At 65.5% G+C, this 15100-nt stretch carries 14 protein-coding genes; 10 read left to right on the forward strand and 4 right to left on the reverse strand.

The genetic code is table 11. The annotated features are described in order from the left end of the window. Positions 1-96: 96 nt before the first annotated feature. Genes ACNFCH_RS14085 through ACNFCH_RS14095 form a run of 3 tightly spaced genes read left to right on the forward strand, consistent with a single transcriptional unit; the run spans position 97 to position 2725 of the window. Entirely contained in the window at positions 97-879 is a 783-nt protein-coding gene (locus ACNFCH_RS14085) for a sulfite exporter TauE/SafE family protein (RefSeq protein WP_416743000.1), read from the forward strand. Positions 880-895: 16 nt separating this feature from the next. Next, the gene (gene lgt, locus ACNFCH_RS14090) at positions 896-1705 is read left to right on the forward strand and encodes a prolipoprotein diacylglyceryl transferase (protein ID WP_043208691.1); all 810 of its coding nucleotides are present in this window, start codon (positions 896-898) and stop codon (positions 1703-1705) included. A 48-nt stretch (positions 1706-1753) separates the two neighbouring features. Beyond that, positions 1754-2725 (forward strand): thymidylate synthase, encoded by a 972-nt coding sequence (locus tag ACNFCH_RS14095; protein WP_337156906.1) that lies wholly within the window; start codon positions 1754-1756, stop codon positions 2723-2725. A gap of 163 nt (positions 2726-2888) precedes the next feature. Here the strand turns inward: ACNFCH_RS14095 and cadR are convergent, their stop codons facing one another. Then, complete coding sequence (gene cadR, locus ACNFCH_RS14100) at positions 2889-3332, reverse strand: cadmium resistance transcriptional regulator CadR (RefSeq protein WP_043208688.1); 444 nt, start codon at positions 3330-3332, stop codon at positions 2889-2891. A gap of 112 nt (positions 3333-3444) precedes the next feature. Here cadR and ACNFCH_RS14105 point away from each other — a divergent pair, with 112 nt between their 5' ends. The 6 genes from ACNFCH_RS14105 to ACNFCH_RS14130 all read left to right on the forward strand — a co-directional run bounded on the left by ACNFCH_RS14105 (position 3445) and on the right by ACNFCH_RS14130 (position 11410). Then, positions 3445-5703 carry a heavy metal translocating P-type ATPase gene (locus ACNFCH_RS14105; RefSeq protein ID WP_416743001.1) on the forward strand — a complete coding sequence of 753 codons (2259 nt, stop codon included), beginning with the start codon at positions 3445-3447 and terminating at the stop codon, positions 5701-5703. Between the two features lie 10 nt (positions 5704-5713). Beyond that, positions 5714-6583, forward strand: a complete 870-nt coding sequence (locus ACNFCH_RS14110) for a LysR family transcriptional regulator (protein ID WP_416743002.1) — start codon at positions 5714-5716, stop codon at positions 6581-6583. A 281-nt stretch (positions 6584-6864) separates the two neighbouring features. After that, a complete protein-coding gene (locus tag ACNFCH_RS14115; protein ID WP_337156902.1) occupies positions 6865-7929 on the forward strand; it encodes a putative 2-aminoethylphosphonate ABC transporter ATP-binding protein in 1065 nt (354 codons plus the stop codon). A gap of 1 nt (position 7930) precedes the next feature. After that, a complete protein-coding gene (locus ACNFCH_RS14120; protein WP_337156901.1) occupies positions 7931-9655 on the forward strand; it encodes a putative 2-aminoethylphosphonate ABC transporter permease subunit in 1725 nt (574 codons plus the stop codon). Between the two features lie 30 nt (positions 9656-9685). Then, positions 9686-10711: a putative 2-aminoethylphosphonate ABC transporter substrate-binding protein gene (locus ACNFCH_RS14125; RefSeq protein WP_337156900.1), complete on the forward strand. Its 1026-nt coding sequence runs from the start codon at positions 9686-9688 to the stop codon at positions 10709-10711. A gap of 147 nt (positions 10712-10858) precedes the next feature. After that, on the forward strand, positions 10859-11410 hold the full coding sequence (locus tag ACNFCH_RS14130; RefSeq protein ID WP_416743003.1) for a phosphonate degradation HD-domain oxygenase: 552 nt from the start codon (positions 10859-10861) through the stop codon (positions 11408-11410). A gap of 62 nt (positions 11411-11472) precedes the next feature. On the opposite strand, the gene ACNFCH_RS14135 is transcribed toward ACNFCH_RS14130, so the two are convergent. Both ACNFCH_RS14135 and ACNFCH_RS14140 read right to left on the reverse strand, forming a co-directional pair. Beyond that, positions 11473-12837, reverse strand: a complete 1365-nt coding sequence (locus tag ACNFCH_RS14135; RefSeq protein WP_416743004.1) for a GTPase/DUF3482 domain-containing protein — start codon at positions 12835-12837, stop codon at positions 11473-11475. Next, positions 12830-14221 carry a DUF2868 domain-containing protein gene (locus tag ACNFCH_RS14140; protein WP_416743005.1) on the reverse strand — a complete coding sequence of 464 codons (1392 nt, stop codon included), beginning with the start codon at positions 14219-14221 and terminating at the stop codon, positions 12830-12832. Before ACNFCH_RS14140 ends, ACNFCH_RS14135 begins: the two co-directional genes overlap by 8 nt. 53 nt (positions 14222-14274) lie before the next feature. Between ACNFCH_RS14140 and ACNFCH_RS14145 the strand changes: the two genes are divergently transcribed. Continuing rightward, entirely contained in the window at positions 14275-14790 is a 516-nt protein-coding gene (locus ACNFCH_RS14145; protein ID WP_416743006.1) for a dihydrofolate reductase, read from the forward strand. 230 nt (positions 14791-15020) lie between these two features. Here the strand turns inward: ACNFCH_RS14145 and ACNFCH_RS14150 are convergent. Continuing rightward, positions 15021-15100 (reverse strand): IS3 family transposase (locus ACNFCH_RS14150; protein WP_416743009.1); only part of this gene is annotated, 80 nt, incomplete at its 5' end.

Raw genomic sequence — 15100 nt, forward strand, 5'->3', positions numbered from 1 at the left:
CTCGACCTGCGTCTATCCATCACCTTACAGAGAGTTCACTAGAGCCGCGGGCCTGGCTTCCGCTACCATGGCGGATTGTTTCCATGGGGGCGACGAATGGAATTCGTACTCTATCTGCTGTTGGGTGCCTGCGCGGGTGTGTTGGCCGGGCTGTTCGGCGTGGGCGGTGGCATCATCATCGTGCCGGTGCTGGTGTTCAGCTTCACCCTGCAGGGCTTCGACCCGTCGGTGCTGACCCACCTGGCGGTCGGCACGTCGCTGGCGACCATCGTCTTCACCTCGATCAACGCGGTGCTGGAGCACCAGCGCAAGGGCGCGGTGCAATGGCCGATCTTCGCCTGGATGACCGTGGGCATCCTGCTCGGCGCGCTGATCGGGGCCAAGACTGCCTCACTGATCCAAGGCCCGATGCTGCAGAAGATCATCGGCGTGTTTGCCCTGGTGATCGCCGCGCAGATGGCCCTGGACCTCAAGCCCAAGGCCAGCCGCGGCATCCCTGGCAAGCCCGGCTTGACCGCCGCGGGCAGTGTGATCGGCTGGGCCTCGGCGATCTTCGGCATCGGTGGCGGTTCTTTGACCGTGCCGTTCTTGACCTGGCGCAGCCTGCCGATGCAGCAGGCGGTAGCGACTTCGTCGGCCTGTGGTCTGCCGATTGCCGTGGCCAGTGCCCTGAGCTTCATGTGGCTGGGCTGGAACGAGCAGCACCTGCCGGCCCACAGCGTCGGTTACGTCTATCTCCCCGCGCTGGTGGGCATCGCCGTGACCAGCATGTTCTTCGCCCGATTCGGTGCACGCCTGGCGCACAGGCTGTCGCCGCGTTTGCTCAAGCGTCTGTTCGCCGCGCTGCTGTTCTGCGTCGGTCTGAGCTTTTTGATTTAACCCGAGAGGAATGACAATGCTGCCTTACCCGCAGATCGACCCCGTGGCCGTGGCCATCGGGCCGCTGAAAATCCACTGGTACGGCCTGATGTACCTGATCGGCATCGGCGGCGCCTGGCTGCTGGCGTCACGCCGGTTGAACCGCTTCGACCCCACCTGGACCCGCGAGAAACTCTCGGACCTGGTGTTCTGGCTGTCCATGGGGGTGATCGTCGGCGGGCGCCTGGGCTACGTGCTGTTCTATGACCTGCACCAGTACCTGGCCAATCCGACGTTGATCTTCGAAGTCTGGAAGGGCGGCATGTCGTTCCACGGCGGCTTCATCGGCGTGATGCTGGCGGCGCTGTGGTTCGGCAAGCGCAACAACAAGTCGTTCTTCGAGCTGATGGACTTCGTCGCACCGCTGGTGCCGATCGGCCTGGGCGCCGGGCGCATTGGCAACTTCATCAACGCCGAGCTGTGGGGCAAGGCCACCGACCTGCCGTGGGCAATGGTCTTCCCGCCGTTCAGCGACCCGGCCCAGTTGCCGCGTCACCCGTCGCAGCTGTACCAGTTCGCCCTCGAAGGTGTGGCATTATTCGTCATCCTTTGGCTGTACTCGCGTAAACCGCGTCCGACCATGGCCGTTTCCGGCATGTTCGCGCTGTTCTACGGCATTTTCCGCTTCATCGTGGAGTTCGTGCGGGTACCCGATGCCCAGCTGGGCTACATCGCCTTCGGCTGGTTGACCATGGGTCAGTTGCTCTGCGTGCCGATGATCGCCGGCGGCATCTTCCTGATCTGGTGGGCCTACAACCGCAAACCCACGGCCAAGGCCACCGTTTGACTCTCACGGCAGGGGCGATCCCCCTGCCGTTCTTGCTACAGGTAAGCCATGAAACAGTATCTAGACCTGGTCCGCGACGTCATCGAGAACGGTACGTTGCAGGAAAACCGTACCGGCATCCGCACCATCAGCCTGCCGGGCGCCATGCTGCGTTTCGACCTGCAGAAGGGCTTTCCGGCCATCACCACACGCAAGCTGGCGTTCAAGTCGGCGATCGGCGAGATGGTGGGCTTTCTGCGCGGCGTGAGAAACGCCGGGCAGTTCCGTGAACTGGGCTGCAAGGTCTGGGACCAGAACGCCAACGAGAACGCCCAGTGGCTGGCCAACCCATTCCGCCAGGGCCACGACGACCTGGGCGAGATCTACGGCGTGCAGTGGCGCCAGTGGCCGGGCTACAAGCGTGTGCCGCTGGACAACCCGGCGGCCATCGAAATGGCCGAGAAGCAGGGCTTTCGCAAGATCGCCCAGGATGAAGAAGACGGCCAGGCGTTCGTCATCCTCTACAAGGCCATCGACCAGGTGCGCCAGTGCCTGGACACCATCGCCAACGACCCGGGCAGCCGCCGCATCCTGTTCCACGGCTGGAACTGCGCCCAGCTCGATGAGATGGCCTTGCCGCCGTGCCACCTGCTGTACCAGTTCCACCCCAATGTCGAGACCAAGGAAATTTCCCTGACGCTCTACATCCGTTCCAACGACCTGGGCCTGGGCACACCGTTCAACCTCACCGAAGGTGCAGCGCTGCTGTCGCTGTTCGGCCGGCTGACCGGCTACACCCCGCGCTGGTTCACCTACTTCATCGGCGATGCCCATGTGTATGAAAACCACCTGGATATGCTGAATGAGCAGATGAAGCGCGAGCCACTGGCAGCGCCGAAGCTGGTGATCAGCGATCGTGTGCCGGCGTTTGCCGAGACCGGCAAGTACGAGCCCGAGTGGTTGGAGAAGATCGAGCCAAGCGACTTCTGGCTGGAAGGGTACGAGCATCATGCGCCGATGACCGCGCCGATGGCGGTCTGACCCCGAGATGGCTGGGCTGCTTCCACAGGGACAGCGGTGTTCTTGAGGGGGGGTTGGAGTCACTGTCTCGTGTTGTTTGCGCTGGCCCATTCGCGGGTAAACCCGCTCTACAGGGGTTCTTGAGAGCGTCGGGAAACTCGCGAATGCAATTGCAGCAGCTCCCTCAATGCCCGTGACTGCGGCCCACGTGGGAATGCTCGGTTTCGGGTACTGATACCGCCCCGTTCGTCTCCAACTGCTGAAGGATCGCGCACTCCGATCCTTTGGCATTGCACTGTTGGCGCAACTCCACCAGCTGCGCCTGCAGCGCCATCAGCCCGTCGATTCTCGCCTGCACATGCTCGATATGTTCGTCGATCAGCGCATTGACGCTGCCGCACGAATCGTCGGGGCTGTCGCGCAGGCGCAGCAGGCTGCGGATCTCGTCCAGGGTCATGTCCAGGGTGCGGCAGTTGCGGATGAAGGTCAGGCGTTCCACATGGGCCTGGGTGTATTGCCGATAGTTGCCTTCGGTGCGGGCAGGTGCCGGCAGCAGTTGCTCGCGCTCGTAGTAGCGGATGGTCTCCACGGCGCACTCGGTGGCCTTGGCCAGTTCTCCGATCTTCATGGCAATCTCCAGAAAAGGGGCTTGACCCTATAGTGGCTACAGGGTGTTCACTTGGCAACAACCCACTCTGTGAATACCTGCAGAGGTCAGCGCTCACGTTAAGGATGATTCCATGAACCAGCCTGTCAGCCCCGAACACCCGCATGATCACGCCCATGATCACGATCATGGCGACCACGGACATGGCCATGACACCCGTGCCCACAGCTGCTGCGGCGCCAGCACCGCGCCGGCCATGGTGCAACTGACCGAGAAGGCCAGTGACCAGGCGCGGCTCAGTCGTTTCCGCATCGAGGCCATGGACTGCCCGACCGAGCAAAGCCTGATCCAGGACAAGCTCGGCAAGCTGGCGGGCATCGAGCAGCTGGAATTCAACTTGATCAACCGCGTGCTTGGCGTGCGCCACACGCTGGACGGCACCACCCAGATCGAGCAGGCCATCGACAGCCTGGGGATGAAGGCCGAGCCCCTGAGCGGTGAAGACCAGGACGCCCCGGCTGCCCCCCAGGCCCACAAGACCCGCTGGTGGCCGCTGGCGCTGTCCGGTGTGGCGGCGATCGCTGCGGAGTTGGTGCACTTCTCCGGCAAGGCGCCGGAGTGGGTGGTAGCGGTGCTGGCGCTGGCGGCCATCCTCGGTTGCGGCCTGGGCACCTACAAGAAGGGCTGGATCGCCCTGAAGAACCGCAACCTCAACATCAATGCGCTGATGAGCATCGCTGTGACCGGTGCCGTGCTGATCGGCCAATGGCCGGAAGCGGCCATGGTCATGGTGTTGTTCACCGTCGCCGAACTGATCGAGGCGCGTTCGCTGGATCGCGCCCGCAATGCGATCGGTGGGCTGATGCAACTAAGCCCGGACCTGGCCACGGTGCAGCAGGCCGACGGCCAGTGGCGTGAGGTCGAGGTGCGTGACGTGGCCATCGGCGCCTTGGTGCGTGTGCGCCCCGGTGAGCGCATCGGCCTGGATGGCGAGGTGGTCAGCGGGCAGTCGAGCGTCGATCAGGCGCCGATCACCGGCGAAAGTCTGCCAGTCGAGAAGGCCGTTGGCGACAAACTGTTTGCCGGCACCATCAACCAGGCCGGCGCCCTGGAGTACCGCGTCACTGCAGCAGCTGGCCAGTCGACCTTGGCGCGCATCATCAAGGCCGTCGAAGAGGCTCAGGGTGCGCGGGCGCCGACCCAGCGCTTCGTCGATCAGTTCTCGCGCATCTACACCCCGGCAGTGTTCGCGGTGGCCCTGGCGGTGGCGATCATCCCGCCGTTGTTCATGGCAGGCGCCTGGTTCGATTGGATCTACCGCGCGCTGGTCCTGTTGGTGGTGGCCTGCCCGTGCGCCCTGGTGATCTCGACGCCGGTGACCATTGTCAGTGGTCTGGCAGCGGCGGCGCGCAAGGGCATCCTGATCAAGGGCGGCGTGTACCTCGAAGGTGGGCGCAAGCTGGACTTCCTGGCCCTGGACAAGACCGGCACCATCACCCACGGCAAACCGGTGCAAACCGACAGCAAGGTACTCGACCCCCTGTTCGAAGACCGGGCCCAGGCGTTGGCGGCAAGCCTGGCGGCGCGCTCCGACCACCCGGTGTCGGGCGCCATCGCCCAGCATGCCCAGGCGCAGGCCATGGAGTTGAGCGATGTGAGCGAGTTCACCGCCCTGGCCGGTCGCGGCGTGCGGGGAGAGATCGACGGCACGCTGTATCACTTGGGCAATCACCGTCTGGTCGAAGAGCTGGGCCTGTGCTCGCCGGCACTGGAAGCCGAACTGGACCAGCTCGAGCGCCAGGGCAAGACCGTGGTGTTGCTGCTCGACGGCACCGGGCCGTTGGCGCTGTTCGCCGTGGCGGACACGGTCAAGGACAGCAGCCGCCAGGCCATCGCCGAGTTGCATGCGCTGGGTATCAAGACTGTCATGCTGACCGGCGACAATCCTCATACCGCCCAGGCAATCGCCGCTCAGGTGGGTATCGACCGCGCCGAGGGCAACCTGCTGCCGGCGGACAAGCTCGGCAGCATCGAGGCGCTCTATGGCCAAGGTCATCGTGTCGGCATGGTCGGCGATGGCATCAACGACGCGCCGGCCCTGGCCCGCGCCGAGATCGGCTTCGCCATGGCGGCGGCCGGCACCGACACGGCCATCGAGACCGCCGACGTGGCGCTGATGGATGACGACTTGCGCAAAATCCCGGCCTTCGTCAGGCTGTCGCGCCAAAGTGCGGCGATCCTGACGCAGAACATCGTTCTGGCGCTGGGCATCAAGGCGATTTTCCTGGCGATCACCTTCGCCGGCATGGCGACCATGTGGATGGCGGTGTTCGCCGACATGGGCGTGAGCCTGCTGGTGGTGTTCAACGGCTTGCGCCTGCTGCGCAAATAGAGGTAATCCGATGCTGAGCGCCGAGCTCAAAGCCTTCTACATGGTGGCCCGCCTGGGCAGTATCACCTTGGCCGCGAAGAAGCTCGGGCTCAGCCAGCCCACGGTGACCACGCAGATCCGTAATCTGGAGAGCCAGTACGCGGTGGAGCTGTTCTACCGAGGCGGGCGGCGCCTGGTGCTGAGCGAGGAGGGCGCACGGCTGTTGCCGATGGTCAAGGCGCTGCTGCAACAGGAAGCCGACATCGAGTTCGAACTGCGCAACAGCGGGCAGGCCCAGGGCGGTCTGCGCATTGCCGCCACCGCGCCCTATTACATCCTCGATCTGGTGAAGATCTTCCGCGAGCGCCTGCCCCAGGTGGAGCTGACCGTGGAAATCGGCAATTCCCAACAGGTGCTGGAGATGCTCGAGGACTACCGGGTGGATATCGCCGCCTCGTCGCAACTGGTGGAGGACAGCCGCCTGGTGCGCCGCGTGCTGGGTAGCGACCCGCTGGTGGTGGCGGTGCACCGCAACCACCCGCTGGCCCACCGCGAGGCCGTGTCCATCGATGCACTGGCCGGGCATTGCCTGTTGATGCGCGAACCCGGTTCGACCACGCGCAAGCTGACCGAGCGCATGCTCGAGCAGGCCGGCGTCAACGGCGGGACGCTGCTGGAGATCGGCAGCCGCGAATCGATCCGCGAGGCGGTGCTGCGCAACATCGGCATCAGCATCATTGCCCGCCATGAAGTGCCGCATAACCCTGAACTGCGGGTGCTGACGCTGGAAAACGCACCGGTGATGCACGAGTACCTGTACTGCCTCAAGGAGCGGCGCCAGGCCAGGTTGCCGGCGGCCTTCCTCGGTGTGGCGCAAGAGGTGGCGGGGTCGCAATTCTAGATCGGCGTTGGCTTCTTCGCGGGTAAACCCGCTCCCACAGGAATTGCGCTGAACCCTATACGCGCCAGCCACATAACCTCCCGGAGATTGCGCTGAACCCTGTGGGCGTGGGGTTCCCAGGTGTTGCGCTGAACCCTGTGGGAGCGGGTTTACCCGCGAAAGGGCCGTTGAGTTCACTACAAAAATCTGTGAATGGCACTATCGGCAACTTTTGTTTCCCAGCCACATAACCTTCGCATTGAGTTCCTAGCATGGCCCCATCTGTTCGATGAGGCCCTGTCATGAACAACGCCATCCCCACCCCGGGCGCACAAATGAAAGTGCGCAATATCCACAAGCGTTTCGGCGCCTTCACGGCGCTCAACGATGTCTCCCTGGACATCGCCGCCGGCGAGCTGGTCTGCCTGCTCGGCCCGTCGGGCTGCGGCAAGACCACCCTGCTGCGCTGCATCGCCGGCCTGGAACGTCAGGACCGGGGCGAGCTGTACATCGGCGAGCGCGACATCTCACACTTGCCGCCCCAGGCCCGTGACTACGGCATCCTGTTCCAGTCCTATGCGCTGTTCCCCAACCTTACCGTCGAAGCCAACATCGCCTATGGCCTGACCGGCAGCAGCCGCGAGCAGGCCCGCCATCGCGTGGCCGAAATGCTCGAACTGGTCGGGCTTTCCGGCAGCGAGAAGAAATACCCCGGCCAGCTGTCCGGCGGCCAGCAGCAGCGTGTGGCCCTGGCCCGTGCGCTGGCGCCGTCGCCTTCGCTGCTGTTGCTCGACGAGCCCATGTCGGCCCTCGACGCGCGGGTTCGTGAGCACCTGTGCACCGAGCTGCGACAACTGCAGCGGCAGTTGGGCATCACCACCTTGATGGTGACCCACAACCAGGACGAAGCCATGTTGATGGCCGACCGCATCGCCGTGATGAACAACGGCCAGGTCGAGCAGTACGCCACCCCGCAGGAAATCTACGACCAGCCCGCCACCCCGTTCGTGGCCGAGTTCGTCGGCCAGGGCAACTGGCTGCCGTTCCAGCGCAGCGGCGACAGCCATGCGCAGGTGGGTGGCATGAACATGCGTCTGGCGCCCGGGGCGGTGCGCAGCAGCAGCGGCCGGCTGTTCTGCCGTCCGGAGGCGATCACCGTCAATCCGGTGGTGCATGAGGAGAACCTGTTTCCGGCCATGGTCCAGGAGATCACCTTCCTGGGTAACCGCTGCCGCATGAGTTTCGAACTCAAGGCCTTGCCGGGCCATTCGCTGCTGGCGGAGCTGGCACCGGAGGCCATGCCGCGCCTGGGCTCCCAGGACATCTGGGTGGCCTTGCCGCCGCGCAGCCTGCAGGTCTTTGCCTGAGATGGCCGCGCCCATGTCCGTCGCGATCCCCCAGGCCAAGGCCGCGCCACGCAGTGGTGTCGCCCTGGGCGATCGACTTTTCGTCGTCGGCGGCAAAAGCCTGCTGCTGGTCCTGCTCATCCTCGCCGTGCTGATGCCGCTGCTGGCGATCTTCTGGCGTGGCTTCAGTGGTGAAGCCGGTCAGGGTGGTGGCCTGGTCGCCGCCCGTGAATTGTTCGCCAGTGCGAACTTCCACTGGTTGTTGGGCAACAGCCTCAAGGTGGCCTTCAGTGTCGCGGCCATCGTCGTGCCGTTGGCCTACCTGTTTGCCTATGCCCTGCAACGGACGCTGATTCCCGCCAAGGGGCTGTGGCGGGGCATCTCCCTGCTGCCGCTGCTGGCACCCTCGATGCTGCCGGCGATCGCACTGGTCTACCTGTTCGGTAATCAGGGCCTGCTGCGCGGGCTGCTGACCGACAACGTCTATGGATTTTGGGGCATCGTGCTGGGCGAGGCGATCTACACCTTCCCCCATGCGCTGATGATCCTCTTGTCGGCCTTGTCGCTGGCGGATGCGCGCCTGTTCGATGCCGCCTCGAGCATGGGCGCCGGGCCCTGGCGCGCGTTTCGCAGCATCACCTGGCCGGGTACGCGCCAGGCGGTGTTTGCCGCGTTCTGCCTGGTCTTCACCCTGACCATCACCGATTTCGGCGTGCCGGTCGTGGTGGGTGGCGACTATCAAGTACTGGCGCTGGAAGCCTACAAGGCGGTGGTCGGCCAGCAGCAGTTCGGCCGGGGGGCGTTGATCGGCATGGTGCTGCTGGTGCCGGCGTTGCTGAGCTTTACCGTCGATGCCTGGCTGCGCCGACGCCAGGGGGATGTCATGAGCGGCCGTGCCCAGGTGTTCCAGCCCCAGCCGTGGCGCCGCCGCGACGCGTGCTTCCTGGCGATCGTGCTGCTGATCTGCGCGGTGCTGCTGCTGGTCGTCGGCATGGCGGTGTACTCCTCGCTGGTCAAGTTCTGGCCGTACAACCTGTCGCTGTCGTTCAAGCACTATATGTTCGATGACACCGCCGGTGGCGGCTGGCTGGCCTACCGCAACAGCGTGACCATGGCGCTGGCCACGGCGCTGATCGGCAGCATCGTGATTTTCACCGGGGCCTACCTGATGGAGAAGACCCAGGGCCAACGCCTGCTCAACCAGTCCCTGCGCCTGCTGAGCTTCATCCCCATGGCGGTGCCGGGGTTGGTCCTGGGGTTGGGCTACGTGTTTTTCTTCAACCTCAATGGCAACCCGCTGCATGTGTTCTACGGCGGTATGGCGCTGCTAGTGGTGTGCACCATCGCCCATTACCTGACCACCGCGCAAATGACCGCCACCACCGCCCTGCGCCAACTCGACGGTGAGTTCGAAGCCGCCGCGCTGTCGCTCAAGGCGCCGCTGTACAAGCACTTCGTGCGGGTCACCGTGCCGATCTGTCTGCCGGCGCTGCTGGACATCATCCGCTATCTGTTCGTCTCGGCGATGACCACCGTGTCGGCGGCGATCTTCCTGTACAGCCCCGACACCATCCTCGCCGCCGTCGCCGTGCTGAACATGGACGACGCCGGCAATGTGGGCGGCGCTGCCGCCATGTCGACCCTGATCCTGCTGACCAGCGCGACCGCCTCGCTGCTGCTGGCCGGTGCTTCCCGCGGCCTGCTGCGCCGCTCCCAGGCCTGGCGCCAACGTGCGCCCGGCCATTGACCGACTGCCAACCCTGTAAGGAACCGCATCATGTTCAAGCCCCTCGTACTGGTCGCTGCCGTATCCGCCGTGTTCAGCCTGCAGGCTTCGGCCGCCGCGACTCAACTGACGGTGTACACCGCTCTGGAAGCCGAGCAGCTCAAGAGCTACAAACAGGCTTTCGAGAAGGCCAACCCGGACATCGAGATCAAGTGGGTACGTGACTCCACCGGCATCATCACCGCCAAGCTGCTGGCCGAAAAAGACCGCCCGCAGGCGGACGCGGTGTGGGGGCTGGCCGCCTCCAGCCTGGCCATCCTCGACCAGAACGGCATGCTCGAAGCCTATGCGCCAAAGGACCTGGGCAAGATCTCCGCCAACTACCGCGATGCCGCCAACCCGCCGGCCTGGGTCGGCATGGATGTGTGGGCCGCGACCATCTGCTTCAACACCATCGAGGCTGAGAAACAGGGCCTGAGCAAGCCGGTGAGCTGGCAGGACCTGACCAAGCCTGAATACAAGGGCAAGATCGTCATGCCGAACCCGGCTTCGTCCGGCACCGGCTTCCTGGATGTCAGCGCCTGGCTGCAGACGTTCGGCGAGCCTCAGGGCTGGGCCTACATGGACGCGTTGCACCAGAACATCGGTCAGTACGTCCACTCCGGCTCCAAGCCGTGCAAGCTGGCGGCGGCCGGTGAGTTCCCGATCGGCATCTCCTTCGAGTACCCGGCCGTGCAGCTCAAGCGCCAGGGCGCGCCACTGGACATCGTCCTGCCCAAGGAAGGCCTGGGCTGGGAAATCGAAGCCACCGCCGTCATCAAGGGCTCGCCTAAGGCCGATGCCGCCAAGCGCCTGGCCGACTTCTCGGCAAGCCCGGCGGCCATGGAGCTCTACAAGGAGAACTTCGCCGTGCTCGCCGCCCCTGGCATCGCCAAGCCGCAGACCGAGCTGCCGGCTGACTACGAGCAGCGCCTGATCAAGAACGACTTCGCCTGGGCTTCGAAGAACCGTGACGAGATCCTGAGCGAATGGCGCAAGCGCTATGACGGCAAGTCGGAGAAAGTCGCACAGCAGTAATCGCGGCTAGTCTATTGCGAGGGCCGTCGGTCCTCGTTCGCGGCACAAGGCCGCTCCTACCGGGATTACGCGTCCTCTGTAGGAGCGGCCTTGTGCCGCGATGGGCCGCGTGGCGGCCCCGTGTCCACTGAATCTCTGGAGCCGCCAATGCCCACCCCTCAACAGATCATCCACACCACCTTCGCCCTTTACGAGCGCCACGGTGCCGACGACTACATCGGCGAGGCGATCACCCAGATCGAGCACATGTCCCAGGCCGCCGAACTGGCCATGGCCGAGGGCTTCGATGATGAAGTGGTGCTGGCCGCGTTTTTCCACGACATCGGCCATCTGTGCGGCGAGGGCGAAGGCGACATGGGCGGCTATGGGGTGGTCAGCCACGAACGTATCGGGGCCGAGTACCTGCGTCGCTGCGGTTTCGGCGAGCGCATGGCGCGGCTGGTGCAGTACCACGTCGAGGCCAAGCGCTACCTGACCTTGCGCCAGCCGGGCTACTACGAGCGGCTGAGCGAGGCGAGCCGGCGAACCCTGGAGTATCAAGGCGGGGTGATGAACGATGCCGAGGCCGATGCGTTCGAGCGGGACCCGTTGTTCAAGGTCAGCCTGCGCATGCGTGAGTGGGACGAGATGGCCAAGGAGGTCGGGGTGCCGGTGATCGATCTGGCGCTGCTCAAGGAAAAGGCCTTGGCGTTGCTCTGACGGACCCCTTCGCGGGTAAATCGGAGCGCCGAACCGCCGCTCCTATTTTCCCGCGAAGGGATCTACAGCTCGTTCACCAGGGCTTCGAGTTGCTCCTGCCGCTCGGCCTGGTTGACCCGCGCCCCAGGGTTGAGCGTCGACCACTGGGGATGCGCCCGCGCGCGTTTCAAGGCCTCGGGCAGTTTGCCTTCACGCCAGGTCTTTTCATCCAGTTCAGTCAGGCGGATGCTGTCTTGCGCAGCATGCCCGCGGCTGTCCAGCGCCGTCATCAACTGCTGTTGGCGCAGCGCCAGCAGGCGCAGCACCGTGTCGTCCACGGTCAGCTCACGCTGGCCCTTGAGCTTGCCCATCAAGCGCGAGCCATAGTTGCGCGCCGTTTGCAGCGCGCCGCCGGCAATGGCTCCGGCCAGAGCAGCGGCGCCCAGGGTCAGGCCGCCCACCAACAGGTCCACACCCGCACCTGCGGCAGCACCGGCCGCCACGCCGCTGCCCAGGCGCACGCCGAGCAGCTTCAGGGTCTCTGGGTTGAACAAGTCATCCCCCCAGCGCCCGTCGAGCAAGGGCAGGTCGCCCGCGTGGGCGTCCTCGCGGCGGAAGGCGTAGAGCTTGAGCAGCGCTTCGACACAGCGTTGCTCTCGTTGGCGCACCTCGTGACGCAGGGCTTCGACGGCCTGGGCTTCGGCGGTCGGCTCCGCTTCGACGCTGCGTCGGCAGGCGGCGCAGTCGAGCAGCAGCTCGGCGATCAGGCGCTTGGCGCTTTGCCGACGTGCCGTGCGCTGGGCCTGCTGGTCCTCGACCAGGCGTTGCAGGGCGGGGCGGGCGTCCTCGAGCAGCAAGGCCAGGCTCTCGTACAGGCGGCGCTCGCCATCCTCCGGCGGTGCCACGCTGTCGAAACGCACCAGGGCGTGCAGGCCCAGGCGGGCCAGGGCTTCGCGCCACTGGGGCTCGCGATGCTGCTGGCTGGCGACGAAGTTGAGCACAGGCAGCAAGGGCTTGCCGCAACTGGCCAGCACCTCCAATTCGTCGCGGTACTTGGCCAGGACCGGCTCGCGGGCATCGATCACATAGAGCCCGGCATCGCTCGCCAGCAATTGGCGCAGGACCTTGGCTTCCTGTTCGAAGCGCTGGCGCGCCTCGCTGCCCTGGAGAAACCGCTCCAGCCGTGCCGGGCCGTCCAGGCGTTCGCCAGGGCGCTCAAGGCGCTCCAGGTAGTCGAGCAGGGCGATGGCATCTTCCAGGCCGGGCGTGTCGTACAGCTCCAGCAATGGCTCGCCGTCCACCGACAGGCGCGCGCCCTCCACGTGGCGGGTGGTGCTGGGGCGGTGGGAAACTTCGCCGAAGCTGACGTCACGGGTCAAGGTGCGCAGCAGGGAGGTCTTGCCGACATTGGTGTGACCGACCACGGCCAGCTTCAAAGGCTCAGTCATGGCCGTGCTCCAACCAGGTCAGGGGTGAGGTGTCGGCGTGGGGCAGGCCGAGGCGGTCCAAGGCGTCATGCCAGTCGCCCAGGCGCTCGGCATCCAGCGGCTCGCCCGGCAGAGCCTGGAGCAGCCAGATGCGCGTCGCCCCTGCGTTGCGGGCCAGCTCCGCGAGCAGGGCGAGGCTGCCGCGATCAGGCGAACGACGGGGATCGCAGGCGATGGCCAGACGCGCCGGCGGGAAGCGGCTCAGTTGCTCCAGCAGCTTGTTGCGCGACTCGCGGCTGTCCAGCACGCCTGCGTTGGCGACGTGCTTGGGCAGGCGGGGTGGCCAGGGGCGCTGGTCATCCAGCTCCAGACCCACCAGCAGGGCGCCGCCCTCCTGGACGTCCATTTGGCCGGCCTGAAACTGCGGCAGGGATTGGGGGGCCGCGTCCTGCACGCCGAGCCGTTCGCTGCTGGGCATCAGCACCTCGCGCAGGTGGCTGTAGCCGGGCAGGTTCAGGTCCAGGTCCAGGCGTTCGCGGCCCTGGCGCCAACGCCACAGGCACAGCAAGGCCAGCAGCAGGCGCGGCAGCAACCCGTATATCAGTACCACGCCGAGCAGCCAGCTGGCCCAGGCCTGGCGTGCCAGGTCCAGCGCGGGCAGGGTGTCGCCGCTGGCGCGGATCAGGGCTTCGTCGGGCACGGCGAAACCCAGCAACGAGGGCAGTGCGCCCAGGGCTTGGGTCAGGTGGATGAAAGGTTCGGCGGCGAGCAGGGTGGTTTCCCAGACGAAGCCGTAGCGACGGGTGGCCAGCAACGCCAGGAGCATGCCCAGTGCGGCGAGCATCGCCAGCAGCCACAGGCCATGCACCAGCACGCCAAGCAGCCAGCGGTTCAGCCGTTGGCGTTGCAGCATCACCAGCAGGGCCGGGGCCAGGTGTGCGGCCTGGGCATCGCGGGCCAGGCGTTCGCTGAGCCAGAGCCACAGACGACCGAGGCCGGCGCCGTGCTCGCCCGCCAGCAACAGGCCTGTGGCCCAGCCCATCAGCATCAGAAGGTTCAGCCCGAGCAGGCTGCCCAGGGCCCAGAACACATTCACCGGGCGCTGACCGTCACCCAGGGCCGCCAGGCCCAGGCCGGCACCACTGAGAACGGCCAGTACCATCAGGGCCAGCAAGGCCAGGCGCGCGCCCTGTTTCCAATGGCGCAGGGCCTTGGCCATGCCGTCGCGTTCGGCCAGCCAGAGGGCGCGCGTTTCGATGCGCGCCGCCAGGTCACCGCCTTGTTGCCTGGCGCGGCGATTGGCTTGCTGATCCTCCAGGGGGCCGGCCTGTTCCTCGCGCAGGCGCACCGCTTCGGTGAGCCAACGTTTGTCGAATAGGGTGGGTGCAGTCACGAGCTCTTCCATTGCACAAGTCAGGGCAAAGCATAACCCAGGCGCCGGGTGCTATCCTCGCCAGCATGAATACATCACTCCCCCTCAGCCTGATCGCGGCGCTCGCCGAGAACCGTGTGATCGGCATCGACAACACCATGCCCTGGCACCTGCCGGGGGACTTCAAGTACTTCAAGGCCACGACCCTGGGCAAGCCCATCATCATGGGTCGCAAGACCTGGGACTCGCTGGGCCGGCCGTTGCCAGGGCGCCTGAACATCGTGGTCAGCCGCCAGCCGGGCCTGCAATTGCAGGGCGCCGAGGTGTTCGCCTCGCTGGAGCAAGCGTTGCTGCGCGCCGAGCAGTGGGCGCGGGAACAGGGCGTCGACGAGCTGATGCTGATCGGCGGGGCGCAGCTCTATGCACAGGCGCTGGGGAAGGGGTTGGTCAGCCGCATGTACCTGACCCGGGTGGAGCTGTCGCCGGAGGGGGATGCGTGGTTCCCTGAGTTCGACAGGGCCTGCTGGAGCCTAGTGTCGAGCGAGCCGCAGGTTGAGGAAGGCAAGCCTGCGTATCACTTCGAGGTGTGGGACAAGGTTTGAAACGACTGGGGCTGCTTTGCAGCCCTTCGCGGGTGAACCCGCTCCCACAAGGATCACCGCCAACCCTGTGGGAGATTCTATGGTGCCGGACAAGCTCGAATCGCCTTCGGTTGGCATTCCTTGACACTTTTCAGCCGTGCAAATACCAGCCCTGGCACAGTTCCCACAGGCACAGCGGTGTTGTTGAGAACACCGGAGAACCTGGACTGCCCCCCAAAAGTTGGACAATTCTAGCCAGCAACCTGAGTCCTGTATGCGACAGGACTCAGGCCATTGAGCTTCGGTTTGATGCGGGCATGGTTGTAGTAGT

The organism is Pseudomonas sp. NY15354 (assembly GCF_048068075.1).
In the GTDB taxonomy this organism is placed as follows: domain Bacteria; phylum Pseudomonadota; class Gammaproteobacteria; order Pseudomonadales; family Pseudomonadaceae; genus Aquipseudomonas; species Aquipseudomonas guariconensis_C.